At 55.6% G+C, this 17,483-nt stretch carries 13 protein-coding genes; 1 reads left to right on the top strand and 12 read right to left on the bottom strand.

Features of this window, described 5'->3' with window-relative positions:
* Positions 1 to 56 precede the first annotated feature (56 nt).
* On the bottom strand, positions 57 to 2,270 hold the full coding sequence (locus tag B5G10_RS06950; RefSeq protein WP_087424007.1) for an Ig-like domain-containing protein: 2,214 nt from the start codon (positions 2,268 to 2,270) through the stop codon (positions 57 to 59).
* A 205-nt stretch (positions 2,271 to 2,475) separates the two neighbouring features.
* Here B5G10_RS06950 and B5G10_RS06945 point away from each other — a divergent pair, with 205 nt between their 5' ends.
* Complete coding sequence (locus B5G10_RS06945) at positions 2,476 to 2,967, top strand: low molecular weight protein-tyrosine-phosphatase (RefSeq protein WP_087424006.1); 492 nt, start codon at positions 2,476 to 2,478, stop codon at positions 2,965 to 2,967.
* A gap of 70 nt (positions 2,968 to 3,037) precedes the next feature.
* Here the strand turns inward: B5G10_RS06945 and B5G10_RS06940 are convergent, their stop codons facing one another.
* The 11 genes from B5G10_RS06940 to B5G10_RS06890 form a co-directional block, all read right to left on the bottom strand.
* Positions 3,038 to 4,273 carry a glycosyltransferase N-terminal domain-containing protein gene (locus tag B5G10_RS06940; protein ID WP_087424087.1) on the bottom strand — a complete coding sequence of 412 codons (1,236 nt, stop codon included), beginning with the start codon at positions 4,271 to 4,273 and terminating at the stop codon, positions 3,038 to 3,040.
* 25 nt (positions 4,274 to 4,298) lie between these two features.
* Positions 4,299 to 5,378 (bottom strand): hypothetical protein, encoded by a 1,080-nt coding sequence (locus tag B5G10_RS06935; RefSeq protein WP_087424005.1) that lies wholly within the window; start codon positions 5,376 to 5,378, stop codon positions 4,299 to 4,301.
* Entirely contained in the window at positions 5,378 to 6,895 is a 1,518-nt protein-coding gene (gene gltX / locus B5G10_RS06930) for a glutamate--tRNA ligase (RefSeq protein ID WP_087424086.1), read from the bottom strand. The genes B5G10_RS06935 and gltX overlap by 1 nt, the downstream gene beginning before the upstream one ends.
* A 109-nt stretch (positions 6,896 to 7,004) precedes the next feature.
* A complete protein-coding gene (gene xseB / locus B5G10_RS06925; RefSeq protein WP_087424004.1) occupies positions 7,005 to 7,208 on the bottom strand; it encodes an exodeoxyribonuclease VII small subunit in 204 nt (67 codons plus the stop codon).
* An 8-nt stretch (positions 7,209 to 7,216) separates the two neighbouring features.
* The gene (gene xseA / locus B5G10_RS06920; RefSeq protein ID WP_087424003.1) at positions 7,217 to 8,482 is read right to left on the bottom strand and encodes an exodeoxyribonuclease VII large subunit; all 1,266 of its coding nucleotides are present in this window, start codon (positions 8,480 to 8,482) and stop codon (positions 7,217 to 7,219) included.
* Entirely contained in the window at positions 8,479 to 10,086 is a 1,608-nt protein-coding gene (locus B5G10_RS06915) for a S8 family serine peptidase (RefSeq protein ID WP_087424002.1), read from the bottom strand. Before B5G10_RS06915 ends, xseA begins: the two co-directional genes overlap by 4 nt.
* The gene (gene mnmA, locus B5G10_RS06910) at positions 10,083 to 11,201 is read right to left on the bottom strand and encodes a tRNA 2-thiouridine(34) synthase MnmA (protein WP_087424001.1); all 1,119 of its coding nucleotides are present in this window, start codon (positions 11,199 to 11,201) and stop codon (positions 10,083 to 10,085) included. Before mnmA ends, B5G10_RS06915 begins: the two co-directional genes overlap by 4 nt.
* A 505-nt stretch (positions 11,202 to 11,706) precedes the next feature.
* Positions 11,707 to 12,183 (bottom strand): 2-C-methyl-D-erythritol 2,4-cyclodiphosphate synthase, encoded by a 477-nt coding sequence (ispF, locus tag B5G10_RS06905; RefSeq protein ID WP_087424000.1) that lies wholly within the window; start codon positions 12,181 to 12,183, stop codon positions 11,707 to 11,709.
* Complete coding sequence (gene porV / locus B5G10_RS06900) at positions 12,180 to 13,388, bottom strand: type IX secretion system outer membrane channel protein PorV (RefSeq protein WP_087423999.1); 1,209 nt, start codon at positions 13,386 to 13,388, stop codon at positions 12,180 to 12,182. The genes ispF and porV overlap by 4 nt, the downstream gene beginning before the upstream one ends.
* Positions 13,389 to 13,440: 52 nt before the next feature.
* Positions 13,441 to 16,848, bottom strand: coding sequence for a type IX secretion system sortase PorU (gene porU, locus B5G10_RS06895; RefSeq protein WP_087423998.1), 3,408 nt, complete (start codon positions 16,846 to 16,848; stop codon positions 13,441 to 13,443).
* A 15-nt stretch (positions 16,849 to 16,863) separates the two neighbouring features.
* On the bottom strand, positions 16,864 to 17,481 hold the full coding sequence (locus B5G10_RS06890; RefSeq protein ID WP_087423997.1) for a fumarylacetoacetate hydrolase family protein: 618 nt from the start codon (positions 17,479 to 17,481) through the stop codon (positions 16,864 to 16,866).
* Between the last annotated feature and the right edge of the window lie 2 nt (positions 17,482 to 17,483).

Genomic DNA, 17,483 nt, shown 5'->3' with positions numbered 1-17,483 from the left:
AAAAGAGACGGGCGCGAGCCCGTCTCCTGTGTATGATGATTGATTGCTGTATTCGATTAGAATACCACTACTTTTTGGCGACCGATTACGTAGATGCCGGCAGGCAACTCTACGACATTGGTACCCTCGGTGAGGTTGAGTTGACGCACTTGTGCACCGGTGAGGGCATACACGGCAACCCGGGCAGCCTCGGCTGTTTCGATGGTTACCTGGCCTTTACCGTTGATGATCTTCATGCCGTTGGCTTCTACCGTTTCGATAGCCGAAGAAACACCCTCTTTAATGCTGAGGTCGGTGATGGTCCAGCGGGCAGCACCATCCTCTGCGGAGCAGGTGTATTTGAAGGCAAAGCGGATAGGAGCGGTGAGATTCTTCAGTTCGATGTCGCCCGAGGGGGTAGTCTCTTGCGACGATGCCCAAGTGGCCATGTCGGTAATTTCGGTCCAAGTAGCCTCGGAGGGTTGCGTCATCGAGTTGGGATCGAAATTGCTCGAGTAGAAGAGTTGAATATCGGGACCGGTGAAAGCCACTTCGCTACCGAAGGAGAGCACGATGCTGGAAGCACTTACGGCAGGTGAAACGAGGTAAGTCTCGCCGTCGCCCTTGTTATAGCCGTTGGCTTGTGCACCGTAAGAGGTCGAGCCCCATTCGGTAGTGCCGTAGGTTACAAAGGTGAGCCAGTCGCCCAGGCCCGACTTGAAGTCGGTCGAGTAGGGCAGCGTAACCGACGAGGCCCGTACCGTCAAGGTGTATTGGGCGGCACCCTCTTCGTAGGTGTCATCGCCTGCGGCAATGGCTTTGATGATTGTCGTACCGGGACCTACTACCGTTACGATACCTTCGGTGCTGATGGTGGCAACGCCCTGGTTGCTGCTGCTGTAGGTGATGGGACGCTCGGGAGTAGCCGTGGCGGCGCTGTTGTAGGTAATACCTTCGGCAAAGAAGAACTCTTTGTCGCCGCTAACCTCGTTGAAAGCTACGGTTACAGCCTGTTTACCGCTCTCGAGTTTGTAGAGGGTGATTTTACCTTGTTCGCTGCGGTAGCAAGCAAATCTCCCTTGGTTTGCGTTTGTATTGAATTGTAATATACGAGCTTCGACTTCCGCATTCTTGAAGAGGAATACATCTTGTTCGGCATCGTACTCAATTCTCCACCCGGCTCTTTCGGTAGCATATTCCGAATCGGCATAAGCATTGTTTCCGCCACTGGTCGAAGTTGAGCCGTTATAAGCTACATAGATGCCGTTGTTGGAGATTGAATAGTTGCCATCGCTCTCGGTGGTGATGTCCCAGATAATCGATTGGTTATCGGTTACGATTTTACCGTCGGTGAGGTTGATTTCCGAATACTCGAAATAATCTTTTGTATTGGTGGAGTTCATGGCCATTACCGAGGTAGCGTCATTTCCGTTCTGATATACGATGATGTATTTGCCATCGGTTACGGCACCGCTGGTTACTTTGGCAAAGGTCTTAATCAGAGCCGGGTCAACAACGGTCAAGGTATATTCTACGGAAGAAGCATCGTAGGTAGCTGTTTCAGCGACTTCGGCTTTGATAACCGTTGTACCACCGGCAACCAGTGTAACGAGACCGCTTTGGTCGATGGTGGCAACCTCTTGGTCGCTGCTGCTATACGTGATGGTGGCGTCGGAAGCCGTAGTGGCCACACTGCTGTAGCTGCCTTCGCTCAACTGTTTGGTTACATCGCCCGTGATGCCCGTAAAGGCCAGGTTGGGATCTGATTTACCTGATTCTTCCAGCTTATAGAGAGTAACATCTTTTTGATTACTCGACGCAGCGTAGCAGGCAAACCACTTTGAACTTGTATTGTATTGAAGATAAAAAGTGGGGGAAGCTACATTTAACAATTTGAAAGTGCCATCGTTGTTAGCCGAAAATGTAAATTCGCAATTTTGAGCGGTAAAAGTTTTGTATAAGGTGGCAGTGTTTTTACTACCATTGAATCCTGCATAAACGTTTCCGCTCATAATGCTTCTTCCATTATCTGTCGTTGTGATGTCCCAAACAATTGAGGCGTCGGGATTAAGGAGACTATTGTCGCTAACTGTAATTGTCGTAGCGGCAATACGAGTTCCGTTTGCAACATTTTCCATGGCATATGTTGTGCCATAGGCAATCACATATTTGCCGTCGGTCAGTTCTTCGAGGGTGGAGATTTTGGTATAGGTGGCAGCCCAACCGGTGCTGACTCCACACAACAGAGCTACCAACAAGATAGCTGTGCGTAAAAAGTAATTTTTCTTCATAGATATAATATTTAGAGTTCTCGTATCCTAGATGATTTGTTTTTAGTCTATTAGCTAAGGGATAACAAAAATATAAAATCGTTCTTGAAAGTAAAAGGTTTTTTGGGAGAATCTTTCTTTTTTTAATGAAAATGTCATATGGCTCCTTGAGTTTGCCCGCTTTTTATTTATTTTGCAATATCTATTAGACCCAATAAATAGCATAATGAAAAAAGAAGAGATAAAGAAACCGGTGAAAATTTTGTTTGTATGCCTGGGTAATATCTGCCGATCGCCGGCAGCCGAAGGGGTGTTTCTGCACCTGGCGCGTGAACGTGGGGTGACCGATGGTTTCGAGGTCGATTCGGCCGGGACTTACGGCGGTCATGCGGGTGATTTGCCCGACCCTCGCATGCGGGCGCATGCTGCCCGGCGGGGCTACCTGCTGGAGCATCGCAGCCGTCAGGTGCAGCCCGACGATTTCGATCGCTTCGACTTGATTCTGGGCATGGACGACTATAACATCGATACGCTTCGCTCGATGGCCGATACGCCCGAACAGACGGCCAAGGTGCAGCGCATGACCGACTATTGCCGTCACTATCCGGTCGATTGTATCCCCGACCCCTATTATGGTGGGGCCGATGGCTTTGAAAATGTGCTGAATGTGCTCGAGGATGCCTGTGAGGGGCTGATCGATTCGTTTACAGAGGATTAACCGTGCAGACATATTTTATTCTTTCCCTCGCCTGTCGTGGGCGGGGGCGATTGTTTTTTGTCTGGAGAGGTCAGGCCTCGATGTTAAAAAGCTCCTTGAGGATGAGGCGGGTGGCACCTGTGTGCGAGGCGATGTAATGACCGGCGTTGTGGCTGGCTGTGGCCAGAGTGTCGGGGTTGTCGAGCAGGCGGTTGGCCGTGGTGTCGAACTCCTCACCCGAGGCGATGGCAAATCCGCCGCCGCAGGCTATCAACTCATGGGCCTCTTTGAACCGCTGGTGGTTGGGCCCGAAGATGACGGGCAGGTCATAGACGGCTGCCTCGGCAATGTTGTGGATGCCGGCTCCGAATCCGCCGCCTACATAGGCCAGAGTGCCGTAGCGGTAGATCGACGAGAGCAGTCCGAAGCAGTCGATGATGAGGCAGTCGCACGATGCCATTTCGTCCTCGGTGGCCTGGGTATAGCGCCGGGAGGGACGTTTCAGCAGGCTTTCGATGAAGAGCAGGTGTGACTCGTGAATCTCGTGCGGAGCCAGAATGAGCTTGATATCGTTGCGACGGTTGAAGTAGTCGATGATAAACTCTTCGTCTTTGGGCCATGAGCTGCCGGCAATGAGTACCTTTTTCCCTTGGGCGAAGCGTTCGATGAGGGGCAGATCCTTGGCCGAGCGGCGAATGTCGCTCACGCGGTCGAAGCGGGTGTCGCCCACGACCGACACGTTGGTGATGCCAATGCCGGCCAGCAGTTGGCGCGACTGTTCGTTCTGGATATAGAGGTGGGTGAAGTTGCGCAGGATGCGGCGGAAGTAGCCGCCGTAGAAGCGGAAGAATATCTGTTTGGGACGGAATATGGCCGAGATGATGTAGGTGGGGATATTCCGTCGTTTGAGTTCGTTGAGGTAGTTGGCCCAGAATTCATATTTGATGAATATGGCTTCGGTGGGGCGGGTGATGTCGAGGAATCGTTTCACGTTGCCCGGCAGGTCGAAGGGCAGGTAGCACACGAGATCGGCCCCGTCGTAGTTTTTGCGCACTTCGTAGCCCGAGGGGGAGAAGAAGGTGAGCAGGATGCGGGTCTCGGGGCGGGCTTTGCGGATGGCCTCGATGAGCGGTCGGCCTTGCTCAAACTCGCCCAGCGACGAAGCGTGTATCCACAGGTATCCGCCTTGTGGCCGTGCCTTCTGTTCCAGGTAGTCGAAGATGCCTTTTTGTCCCTGTGTCAGTTTGCGAGCCTTGGCGTTGCGTATGCCGGCCAGGGCAACCAGTTGTTTGTAGCAATATATTCCAAAGTTATAGATACATTTCATAGCCAACCAAATTCTCGTGTCAGGTTTACAAGATGTTTTTCAGATATTCCCGTTTCTTTTCGTCCCCCCGGTTTTTCCACGCTTGGTCATCGAGATAGAACCGCACGATAAGCTGTTGTTGCAGGTCGAAGTTGCCTGGCGTGTAGTGCAGGTTGATCGAGGCCATGCAGTTGAGGTAACTCTTGCGGAAGATATAGGCATAGATGTCGGTGCGGTTGTAGGTGGGCGACTGGTAGAAGGGGTCGCCCTGGTTGAGCTGGGCACCCAGTTGGGGATAGAACGGCATTTGGGCTCCTCCCTTGTAGAAGGTGTTGCGCAGTCCCAGGAATCGCCATTCGGCCAACAGGTCGATGAGGATGCCCTGCGGGTGATGCCAGGTGCCCACGTTGCGCAGCCGCTCGAGGCTGATGTGATAGCCCACCTTGAGGGTGAGCGTGTCGAGCGGGGTACAAGGGGTGAGGTCTATTCCCACGTAGGGGCTGGCGATGAGGTCGTCGGTCACGGTGTAGCGGTCGTCCGAGTTGCGGGGCCGGGCCAGGTGGTTCATCACCAGGTGCCCACCGGCAAAGAGGTAGGGCAGCGGTTGCCACCGTCCGTTGAATACGACCATGAAGGCTTCGCGTTTTACTTCGGTCTGTACCTGACGCCAGTCGGCATAAAGCTCAGCAAAGCCTTTGGGGTGTATGTACTGGAAGAGGGCACCGGCGATGTTGGGCCTGAAGTAGGTGAGCGAATCGTACTGCAGGATGGCGGGTACATTCTCAATCAGTTGGGTGCGGGGAAACATACCCATCGACATGCGGAATCGCGACGACGTGTAGCGGTAATAGGCCGTGGGGTGTATGCGGGCGTTGTCGGTAGAGCCGTCGATGGGCTGTACCCACGAGGCTCCGGCCATGATGGCGCTGTGGCCCATGCGCAAACCTATCTCGGGCGAGAGTCGTGTGCCGAAGAAGGTTTGCGACTCGACCTTGTTGTAGCTGTATTCCCGGTTGTCGAAAAATGCCGTCATATCGACACTCCATGCCACTTGCTGCGCCTTGGCGGGGAGCAGAGCGGCTGTGAGTGCGACAATCAGCAGTGTATATATGTGACGATGGTTCATCAACCCAAATATTCGATGGCTCTCTCGATGCGTTTGATAGTCTCTTCCTTACCCATGATTTCGGTGATGTCGAACATGTGGGGGCCTTTGCACTCGCCTACTACGGCCAGGCGGAAGGCATTCATCACGTTGCCCAGGTGATAGCCGTTGCGCTCGATCCAGTCGAGAACCACTTTCTCGGCGTGGGCCGACGAGAGGTCGTCGAGGTTACGCAGAATCTCGATGAGCTCGCGCATGATGGCGGGGGTATCCTCTTTCCAGCGTTTTTTCACCGATTTCTCTTCGTAGCTGGTGGGAGCGACAAAGAAGAAGGCGGCCTGGTCCCACAACTCCTTGACGAAACTTACGCGTCCCTTTACCAGCCCAATGATGCGGGCCACGGTGGCGGGGTCGGCTTCGATGCCCTTCTCTTTGAGGATGGGCATGAAGAGTGTGGTGAGCTCTTCGTTACTCTTGGCCTGGATATATTTGTGGTTGAACCATTTGCCTTTTTCGTAGTCGAATTTTGCACCGCTCTTGCTGCACTTCTCGAGCGAGAAGAGCTGGATGAGCTCGTCCATCGACATGATTTCCTGGTCGTTGCCGGGATTCCAGCCCAGCAGGGCGAGGAAGTTGACCACGGCTTCGGGCAGGTAGCCCGATTCGCGGTATCCCGACGAGACTTCTCCCGTCTTGGGGTCGTGCCACTCGAGGGGGAATACGGGGAATCCCAGCCGGTCGCCGTCGCGCTTGCTCAGTTTGCCTTTGCCGTCGGGTTTGAGCAGCAGCGGCAGGTGGGCAAAGTAGGGCATCGTGTCTTCCCAGCCGAAGGCCCGGTAGAGCAGAACGTGCAGGGGGGCCGAGGGCAACCACTCTTCGCCGCGGATGACGTGCGAGACGAGCATCAGGTGGTCATCGACGATATTGGCCAGGTGGTAGGTGGGCAGGTTGTCGGCCGACTTGTAGAGCACCTTGTCGTCGAGAATCGACGAGTTGATGGTGACGTCGCCCCGGATGAGGTCGTGCACGACCACGTCTTCGCCCGGTTCGATTTTGAACCGCACCACATACTGGGTGCCGTCGGCGATGAGGCGATCGACCTCCTCTTTGCTCATCGTGAGCGAGTTGCGCATCTGCATGCGGGTCGATGCATCGTATTGGAAGTTGGGTATCTCCTTGCGTTTGGCCTCCAGCTCGGCGGGGGTGTCGAAAGCGATGTAGGCTTTGCCGGCATCGAGCAGCTGATCGACATATTGGCGATAGATCTCTTTTCGTTCCGATTGACGGTAGGGACCATAGTTGCCTCCGTAGCTCACTCCTTCGTCGAAGTGGATGCCCAGCCATTCGAGGGCCTCGATGATATAGGCTTCGGCTCCCGGCACGAAACGTTGGGAGTCGGTATCTTCGATGCGGAAAATCATTTCGCCATGGTGTTGCTTGGCAAACAGGTAGTTATAGAGAGCGGTACGGACTCCGCCAATGTGTAAAGCGCCTGTCGGGCTTGGTGCGAAACGCACCCGTACTTTTCTTTCGGTCATATTCTTGATGTTGAAAAACTCGACAAAATTAAACATTTTTTTTGATTTAGCCTATAAGCCCGCCATATATTCTCTATCGGGCTACTCCTTATGGGACTGACCGGCGGGGCTAATCGTTCAGTTCGTTCAGTATTTTTTGCAAAGCCTCGTCGGTCTCAAAGAGTTTCGACTTGCAGAATTTGAGCAACTCGAGCGAGCGGGCTGTACACTTTTGCAGCTCGTCGATTTCGTATTCGTTGTTTTGCAGCTTGGTGACAATCGATTCCAGCTCGGCCATTGCTTCGGCGTAGGAGAGTTCTTTTTTCTGGGGCATATCGTTATCTATTTGGTTTCGGTGGGTTGTATGGTTTCGACCCGGCTGGTGACGGAGCCGTCGGCCAACAGGGTTTCGACGATTTCGCCGGGTGCGATTTCGGCCACGCTTTTGACCACTCGTCCCTGGTGCAGGGTGAGGCTGTATCCCCGTTGCAGCAGCGACTGGGGCGATACCAGGGTGACGGTGGTCTCGAGGGTGTCGAGTCGGGAGCGCTCGGCATCGAGCCGGGAGCGCAGGGCGTGTTTTATCTGTTCGAGCCAAAGCTCGTTTTTGTGCCGTTCGTTCAAGATGCGCCGCTCGACCAGCAGCGGAAGGGCCGAGGTGGTGCGTTGCAGGTTCTGTTTCTCGCGTTGGATGCGGTTGCGCACCTCGTCACTTATCGTCAGGGAGAGGCCGGCGACATGCAGGTCGGCTTCGTGCAGGCGGGCAATGATCCATTCGGCCGCAGCCGTGGGGGTCTTGACCCGGGTGTTGGCCACCAGGTCGATGACGGTATCGTCGCGTTCGTGGCCGATACCGGTAATGACGGGCAGGGGAAACTGGGCGACGTTGGCCGCCAGGGCGTAGCTGTCGAAGCTGTTGAGGTCGGAGGTGGCACCTCCACCCCGAATAATGACCACTCCGTCGAACAGACTCTCGTGACGGGCAATGCGGTCGAGGGCTTCGATGATGGAGCTCTCGGTCTGCTCGCCCTGCATCGAGGCGGCGAAGAGTGCGGTATAGACCCGGTAGCCGTAGGGGTTGTTCTGTATCTGGTTCATGAAGTCGCCATACCCGGCGGCCGAGGGTGAAGAGATGATGGCGAAACGTTGCGGCAGGGCCGGCCACGAGAGCTCCTTGTTCATGTCGGCCACCCCCTCGTCGCGCAGCTGTTGCAGAATGGCGGCACGCCGACGGGCGGCGTCGCCCAGCGTATAGGCCGGGTCGATGTCGTGTATGGTGAGGCTGTAGCCATAGAGCTCGTGGAAGGTGGGGCTCACGAGAATGAGTATCTTGATGCCGGCGGTGAAGAGTTGTCCGGTCGATTGCTCGAACCAGGGACGCAGCAGCCTGAAGGTGGTGGCCCATATCGTGGCTCGGGCTTTGGCCAGAGTGCGCCCGGTAGCCTCCTCTTTTTCGATGAGCTCGAGGTAGCAGTGCCCCGAGGGGTGTATGCGGGCTTCGCTGATTTCGGCCCGTACCCAGTAGCGCTCGGGTAGCGACTCCTGCACGGCTTCACGCACCCGGGCGTTCAGTTCGAGAAGCGAGAGCTCTTTTCTTGCAGTGGTCATAGGCGTTGTATCTTTTGGGTCCAACAGTGTTGCCGGCTGCGTGCCGACAGCAGGTATATGCCTTTCCCCAAATCGGTAAGAGCCAGTTCGGCTCCTTCGGGCAGGCGGTATTCGGCCATTATCGCCCCCTCGAGGGTGTAGATGCTGAGGGTGATCTTCTCTTCGTCGGGCGGGAGGGTGCCGATGGTGACGACGGGACTTCCCCCGCGATAGGTCAGTCGCAGGGGCGAATCGTCGGGCCGTACCGTCGAGATGCCTGCCCCCTGGCGATAGGCGGCGTAGAAGTCGGGGATGCCATAACCCATGAGCGAGTCGGGGGTGAGGTATTGCGAGCTGTTCTGCCGGATAAGCTCGATGATTTCTCGCGCCGAGAGTTGGGGCAAGGCTTGTCGCAGACAGGCCGTAAGGCCGGCAATGATGGGTGTCGAGAACGAGGTGCCGTCCTTGGGCTGCAGATTGCCTTCGGGCGAGATGGTGGCGGCCGCGGCTCCCAGGGCTACCACATCGGGTTTGATGCGGCCGTCGGCCGTCGGGCCGCAGCCGGTGAAGTAGGCCGGTTTCCGTTCGGTGGTGATGGCGCCCACGGTGAGGAGCCCATCGACATCGCCGGGCACGGTTATCTTTTTCCAGTCGTTGCTCCCTTCGTTGCCGGCACTCACGACAATGAGCATCCCTTTGGCCACGCCCCGGGCAGCTGCCTGCGAGATGAACGAGGTGCGGCCGTCGAGATCGGCCCAGGTGTGGTCGAATCGGGAATCGTCGAACCGGGTATATCCCAACGACGAGACAACGACATCGACTCCCAGGCTATCGGCATATTCGAGGGCCGCAGCCCAATAATCCTCTTCGGTGGGGTACTCGGTGGCGGTATCTTCCGACCGCAGCAGCCAGTAGGAGGCCCGGGGTGCCGTGCCTATGAACAGGTTACTGTCGTTGACCAGCATGGTCGAGAGTACCGACGACCCATGGCTGTTTCCGTTGCGAAAATCCATCGTCTCGTCGATGAAGTCGTGGTAGCCGGCTATCTGGTTTTGGTCGAAACGGGGATTGCGGTCGGCGTTGAGAAAGCCACCGTCGATAACGGCTATGGTCATGCCTTCGCCCGAGAATCCGGCCCGATGCAGCCGGTCGCCGTTGTGGACGGCGATTTGCCAGGCGGCATCGCCGTAGGGCGAGGTCGAGTCGTTTTCGAGTTTTTTCAGATGGGGCCCAACGGTACCTCCCGCTTGGGTGGGAGAGCCCAGGGGGTCATACCGCTCGACAAATGGCAACTGCTCGATGGCTGTGAGCCGTGACGGGTCGTCAAGGGCGATGGTGGCGGTGTTGAGCCACTTCGACACGGCCAGGATGCGGGCCCCCAATGCCGATAGCTGTTGCAGCCGGGCCGGGGCTATGGGCAGGTCGGTCGAGTCGATGGCAATGCCAAACTTCTCGCGATAGGCTATGGCGCGGGGCGAAAGGAACTCGAGCGGCCTTTCAATCGAACAGGCCGACTCGCCTTTGTCGTCGAACCAGATGCGGTAGTGCTGCTCTTTCGATTCCTGAGCCCTACTGCCGAGGAGTGTCGCGAGTAGCATGATGGCGGTATAGAGGCGTAGTTTCATGCTTTGTATTTTTTCAGAAGCCGCTGGTCGGCGATGATGCCGCCGCCGATGACGGTGTTGTCGCGATAGATGACGGCCGACTGTCCCGGGGTTACGGCCGAGGCGTCGCTTTCGAAGCAGACTATCCACTCGCCGGGGGTGTCGCCTTTTTGGAGCGTGGCCGGTATAGCGGCACTGCGGTAGCGTATCTGCACATCGACGGGGCCGGCTGTCTCCAAAATACCGGGTATGGCCTCGAGGGTGTCGGTAATGACCATCCGGAGGGTGAGCAGTTCGTCACGCTCGCCCAAGCGTATGGTGTTCTTGATCGGGTTTATGCGGGTTACAAACATGGGTTTGCCCAAGGCAATCTCGAGCCCTTTGCGCTGGCCGATGGTGTAGAAGGGGAATCCCTTGTGCTGGCCCAACTTGCGGCCGGTGGCGTCGATGAAGTAGCCTCCACCCACCTGTTGGTCGAGCTGGGGGAGCTGCTCCCGCAGGAAGTCGCGATAGTCGCCTGGGATGAAGCACACCTCCATGCTCTCTTTCTTCTCGACCTTTTCGTGGAAGCCTTTCCCTTCGACATATTTCTTTATCTCCTCCTTGGTAATCTCGCCCAGCGGGAAGATGGTGCGCGAGAGCTCCTCCTGACCCAGTCGCCACAAGAAGTACGACTGGTCTTTCTTCTTGTCGGCTCCCCGACCCAGCACCCGGTAGCCGTCGCGGTCGATAATGCGGGCATAGTGGCCGGTAGCCACCCATGAGCAGCCCAGGCGGTCGGCCTCCTGCAAGAGGTAGTGCCACTTGAACTGGCGGTTGCACATGACACACGGGTTGGGGGTGTTGCCTTTGAGATATTCGTCGATAAAGCCTTTGATAATCGACCCCTTGAACTCCTCGCGCACATCGAGAATGTGGTGCTCGATGCCTATCTTTTCGGCCAGCTCGCGAGCCTCCAGTGCAAACTGGGGGATGGTTTGACCTTCGCGGGGAAAGTGCCGGGGGAGGTCCCACATGCGCATGGTAAGCCCCACGACTTCGTAGCCCTGTTCCTGTAAAATCATGCAGGCAGCCGAGCTGTCGATACCACCGCTCATGCCTATCAATACTCGTTTGTTGGATTCGATACGTTTCATAATACAAAAATAACTAACTTTTATGAGGCGGGGAGCAATATATTCTAAAAAACATATAACGCCAAAATGTTAAAAGTGGGGGAGCTTTTGGCTATCTCGGCAAAAAAGGATTATCTTTGAAAAAATATTGGAAATATAAGCGTTTAGAATATTACCTCTATTCGGAATCAGCAAAATTCTTTTTAGGTGAGGTAATCAACAGCTAAACGCCTGCGCTTGTTATAAACAAGCGTGGGCTGGTTGTTTGTCCACCTAAGGTTTTTGCTGGACCTCGAATAGGATAAACCATCGAGCTCACGCTTCTTTATTTTTTTTAGCTCGTTGAGCTATATTCAGGTGGGACTGCAAGAGGGGATTCTCGATTATTTTTTCTGCGAAAAGCCATAAACGAATAAGGTATATGAACTACTTATTGGGTCATAGTTCGTATCCCTGTCATATTGTTTGGTTTGCTTGTTCGCAGAGGAGTGCGAAGGGGAGGCCGAACAAAAGGCTTTCCCTTCGCTTATTTTTCGAGGAGGACTACAGCATAGGCCGAGATACCCTCTTCTCTACCGGTAAAGCCCAGCCGCTCGGTAGTGGTGGCTTTGATCGAGATGTCGTCGGGGTCGATACCCATGCAGGCCGCCAGGGTCTGTTGCATGGCCGGGATGTGAGGGTTGAGTTTGGGACGTTCTGCACAGACCGTAATATCGGCATTGCCTATGGAGTAACCCTTCTCCCGAATCAGTTCGACTGTCTTTTGCAGAAGAATTTTGCTGTCGATGCCTTTGTATTCGCCGGCCGTATCGGGAAAGTGAAACCCGATATCACGCATGTTGGCCGCACCCAGCAGGGCATCGCACAAGGCGTGAATGAGCACGTCGGCATCGGAGTGGCCCAGCAGGCCCAGCGAATGTTCGATGCGTATGCCGCCCAGCCACAGCTCCCGGCCTTCGACCAGCCGGTGCACGTCAAATCCAAATCCTACCCGGGTTTTCATCGGCGATGTCCTATGAGTTCCTTAAGCCCGTCCATATCGAATGAGAGGGTGAAACGCAGGGTCTGGTCCAGCGGGCTCGTTTGTGCCGTAGCCACCATGTAGGCGGCATCGATTTTGAGCACGTTGAGCGAAAAGCCGGCTCCGAAGGAGAAATATTTGCGGTTACCCTTGTATTTGTTTTCGTTGAAGTATCCGGCCCGCAGGAAGAACTGCTGGTTGTAGGAGTACTCGGCACCAATCGAGAAGTTGATTTCGCGCAACTCCTCCTTGAAGCCGCCCGGGGCATCGCTGAACGACTGGAATATACCCGAGATGGGCGAGGTATTTTGCCATTTTTCTTTGGCTTCTTCATACTCGGCATCGGTCTCGTAGTTGGCTACCTGAGGGGTCGAGGGTACCAGCAGCTTGTTGAAGTCGAGGTTGAGCGACAGCGTGTTGTAGTCGGCCAACGGGAAGAGGAACGAGGTCCCTATCTTCAGGTTGGTAGGGAGGAATGCACTCTCGTTACCGCCGTCATACGACACCTTGGTACCGATGTTGGAGATATTGAAACCCAACGACCACTGACATTCGCTGCGGCCAATGATGGGATAGGTGGTGTAGTAACCCGCTACGTCGGCGGCAAAGGCCGAGGCGCCCGAGGCATCGGATACGCTTGTCTCGTCGTAGTGGAATCCCAGGTCGGAGTAGATGTAACGGAATACGACACCCATCGAGAACTTGTCGGAGAGTTTGCGCGAGTAGCCCACGTCGAAGGCCATCTCGTAGGGGGTGATGCTGTTTTGGGCATTACCCTGGTTGTCGGTGAGGACGATTTCGCCCAGTGAGAAGTAACGCAACGAGGCGCTTAATGCCTGCAAGTCGCTGCTGCCCAGTTTCCAGTAACCAGCCAGGTAGGCCAGGTAGATGTCGTTGACCAACTTGCGCAGCCACGGGGTGTATGATAGCGATACTCCGGCCTGGCTATAGGCAAAGGCATATTTGGCAGGGTTCCAGAATTGCGAGTTGACGTCGGGGTCGGTAGCGGCACCCAGGTCGCCCAGCGATGCACCGCGCGAGTCGGGCGTGATGCTCAGCGAGGTAACGCCGGTGTTGATGGGGTTGAATTCGTTCTTGGTCGTACCCCCGTCGGCGGCCCAGGCGCCAACCGGGAAGAGTATCGACACAAGAGTAATGGCTATGATATAAAACGAGACTCTTTTCATCGTGCGTTGTGTTACAAATTATATGTATATAATAAACAGAGATTACCCCCGATTATTGCGTGATGACCACGATTTTTTTAGCCGGGGTGACGGTGGTTCCGGCCGCGGTTTCGAGATAGACCCGGCAGTCGTACTGCCCGGCGGGTACCCGTTGGCCGTTGTTGTCGAGCAGGTTCCAGGTGATGGGGAAGGGGGTACTGCCGGTTGTCTCGCGGTACCATACTTCCTGACCCAGACCGTTGGTGATGGAGATGCGGGCCTGTTTCACCCCTTCGGGGGTACGACCTTCACTGTCGAAGCACGAGAGGGTAGCCTGCTCGATGGCGGGTTCTTCGTCGATCGAGAGGGTATAGCCTGCATCGGCCGGGCGAATTTCGAAGGTGGTCGAAACCTCTGACGAGTTGTTCATGTTGTCAAATACCTTGAGGGTAATGGTGTAGAATCCTTCGCTCAATTGGGTCAGCGGGTATGTGAATTGTCCGCTCGACGAATCGTCGCTCGAGGGTTGGTAGTATCGTGCCGGATTGTCGTCGAGGCTGGTTCCGTTGAGCAGCAGAACCATCTGTCGGCCCAAGGCTGTACCGGTATAGATGCCCGAGGGGTCGGAGAGCCGGGCTATGAAAGTGGCCGGGTTTGTGACGGCCGTTCCCTCGCCAGAGTGGTCGCTCTCGATGCCGGCAAACTCGATTGCCGGTCCCTGGGTGTCGGTTGTCGAGTCCACGATGGTGGTGCCGATGAGCAGCTTCTCGGTATATCCGTTGGCCTCACGTCCCGACGACGGATCGCAGGCGTAGAGGTTGAGCAGAGCCGATTTGCCCGAATGGGAGTTTTCGATGGGCAGAGTGAGGCTGATACGGAATTTTCCGTTGGTTACCGTACCTTTGCCGGTTGTGAGCAAGTTGGGCCGGTAGTCATAGGTGTAGGTCTTTTTGTCCTGGTGGGTCAGCGTGGTAAAACTCTTTTCTTCGTCGTAGAGCGAGTAATAGATTTCGCCGTTGAAGTCGTCGAGGAGCTCCCCTCCGTAGGCGTGAATTTCGCCCTCGACCGTGTAGCTCTTACCTGCGGTCATGATTGTCGAGAATAGCCCTTGACTGCCGTTTATGAGGGTTACCTCTATTTCGTTTTGCGGATAGAGGAGCTGCAGGGCCGGGTCGCCCAAGAGGACGAAGTTGAGTTTGTTTTTGTCGGTTTCGGTCCCGAAGTCGCGTTTGGCCAGCCGCAACACATCGCCCAGCCGCAAGGGGTTACCGTTGTCGTCGCGCGACAACAGCCGGCTCATGAGCCGCCGGTTCATCTTGTCGTTCCCGTCGGTATAGACCACGCGGGTGGTGGTGATGAGGGCGATGGCACCGGCCGTGGGGTTGAGTAGTACGCTTTCGCCGGCCGTGATGTCTTTTTCGTCAAAACGGGTATATCCGCAGGTGACGGCAATGAAGAGAGGTAACCGGTTGTTGGTGAGGCTCTCCATCTCATATCGCGAGAAGAGCTTTTCGCCGGTGAATCCCTCCTCGGGGTCGTTGTGGCCGATGTAGTTGAAGACGAGCATCCCTTCGTCGAAGGCCTTCATCAGGGCACGATTGGCTTCGGGGCAGGCCTTGGTATCGGGGTCCAGATAGTATGAATCGACATAGAGTTTGTTGACTCTGAATCCCAGCCTGGGGGTACTGGTGTTTTTGAGTAACAGGGTGTCGCCTCCCTGGTCGGCCTGTTTCGTGTGTACGGCTTCATCGCCGTCGTCGGCAGCCAGGCAGACTATGTTTTTCCACGGACCGAGGTCGGTGTTTTGTACATAACGGTAGAGCTTGTCCACAGCCGTGCGGGCGCTTTGGAGTGAGGTGACGGGATATCGGCCGATGCCCAGGCACACTCTGTCTTTTTTGATTTCTGTGCCCGAGTTGTCCTCGAGAAATCCGAAGTAGTCTTCCAGAACAAAAGACTCGCGTTCGTCGATACTGCCCGGTGACTGGTAGGTGAGCAACATGCAGCAATCGGGGGCGTACAACGATTCCATGGCTTTGCGGTTGTTGTAGGATCCATTGCCGAAAAGCAGCAGGTATCGAGGCCGCTCGCTATCGTTGGAAGCGCGGTCGTAAAACATCTTCATCAGCCGTCGGTAGGCCGTGGCATCGGGGGTCCCCGACGAAAATTCGTTGAATATCTTTTCCTGATCGATCACGAGGGTGGTGAGCCCTTCGGTCTGGTGCAGCCGGGCTATCCGCTCGGCTTCGCTTTGCAGGGCGGCTGTGGTGATGATGGTGAGGTCGGGCGAGGTCGAGGCATGCAGATTCTGGTTTTCGACCCGCTTGACAAAGACCGGGGAGGGGAACTCTTGGCCTGGGTCGAAGGCTACATACTCCCGCAATTGAGTGTCGCTTGGGGTGAAGCGGGTTGTTCCCCCTTCGAAAGAGCTCGAGACGAGACGAGGGGCATGGGGCGTGGTGATGTCCCACACGAGGGTCGAATCGGTGGTGTGGCTTATCTGGTAACAGTCGTTGGCCGTGCGATTGATAAAGCGAAAGGACACCTGCCCGTCGTAGAGTTGCAGTGCGCGCCGGTAGTTGAGCCTGATGTAGTCGAGGTAGGCACGCTCGGTTGTCCCGCTACACTCGTAGCGAAGTCCTATGGTGCTCTCTTCGGCGGCTTGCCCGAAGGTGCGCAAGGGGGTAGCCTGGCGCAGAAACTCGTGCGAGTCGTAATATTTTGAGATGCGGTTGGCTGTGCTTGTGGTGAGTTCGGTCCCGTTGTACGAGATGTAGATGTAGCCCTCGCTGCCGCTTATCCGGGCTCCGAATCCCACTCGTATCTTGATGGGTTCGGGTTGGGCTCCTGTGAGGTGGAAGGTGAAATCTTGGCTGGAGTTTGTCATGAAATCCTCGCCAAAGAAGTTTTGTCCCGTATTGCCTACCGAGACAAGTTCTTGTTCGTGCACAGTGTAGTCGTCGAAGGTCGAGACCGTTGTCTCGTTGCCCGAAGGGGTGCCGTCGAGGGTGGTAAACTGGGCGGGCGTCACCTCCTTGTCGGTGAGAAAGTAGCAGGCATGGGTCGAGTAGGGTTGCAGCCGGTGGGTAAACTCGAGACTGTTGTCGTCGAACTCCCAAAGGGTCGTCCCCGTGGAGTAGAAATAGAGTCGGCCGTTTTGCCGCCAGAGGGGGATTTGTGGCAGGTCGTCGATGTAGCCGTCGCTGTTGGAGAAGAGTTCGTCGATGACACGGCCGCCGTAGCCAAAGAGCTTGACTTTCGACGGGTCGGAGAATCCCCAGGCCCGCAGAGAATCGTCGGTAATTTGATAGATACCCGCTTCGGTGGTCGATATTTTTATCCAGTTTCCGTCGGCCAGCACCGAGTTGGCGGCATAGTCGCTGCTTGCCCGCCCGTAGGTTGCGGAGGCCATGAGCATGAATATGGCCGACAGGAGAAGTGTTATCGTGTTTTTTTTGACAAAGTCGATTGTATGGGGCATTGGTTTGACAAATGGCTATTTAACAAAAAAATCGAGCACCTGGGTGTTGCCGATGAATCCTTCGATGTGGTCGCCTATCTTCACCGGGCCGACACCGGCCGGGGTGCCGGTGAAAATGATGTCGCCTATCTTGAGGGTGTAGAACTGGCTCACATAGGCGATAATCTGGTCGATAGGGAAAATCATGTCGCTGCTGTTGCCTTGTTGCACTTGGGTGCCGTTGATCGACATGGAAAAGGTGATGTTGTCGGCCTTGGGCGGTAGCTCGGGCAGGGGGAGGAACCGGCCGATGGGGGCCGAGTAGTCAAACCCTTTGGAGATGTCCCAGGGGTTGCCTGCACGCCGGGCTTCGGCCTGGATGTCGCGGGCGGTAAAGTCGATGCCTACGGTCACGGCGTCGTAGTAACGGTGGGCAAATTTGGGAGCAATGTTCTTGCCCAGGCGGGAGACGTGAAACACCAGTTCGGTTTCGTATTCGATGCGGTTGGAGAAGTTGGGCAGGAAAAAGGGTTTTCCGTCTTTGAGCAGGGAGGTCTCGGGCATGGTAAATACGACGGGGACTTTGGGCAGCTCTTTCTGAGCCATCTCTGCATTGTGCGATTGATAATTCCAGCCGACGGCAATAATTTTCATAC

Origin of the sequence: Barnesiella sp. An55 (assembly GCF_002161555.1) — a bacterium.
Classification (GTDB): Bacteria; Bacteroidota; Bacteroidia; order Bacteroidales; family Barnesiellaceae; genus Barnesiella; species Barnesiella merdipullorum.
The sequence above is the reverse complement of the archived record's forward strand: the minus strand, read 5'-3'. Positions and strand labels throughout refer to the sequence as shown.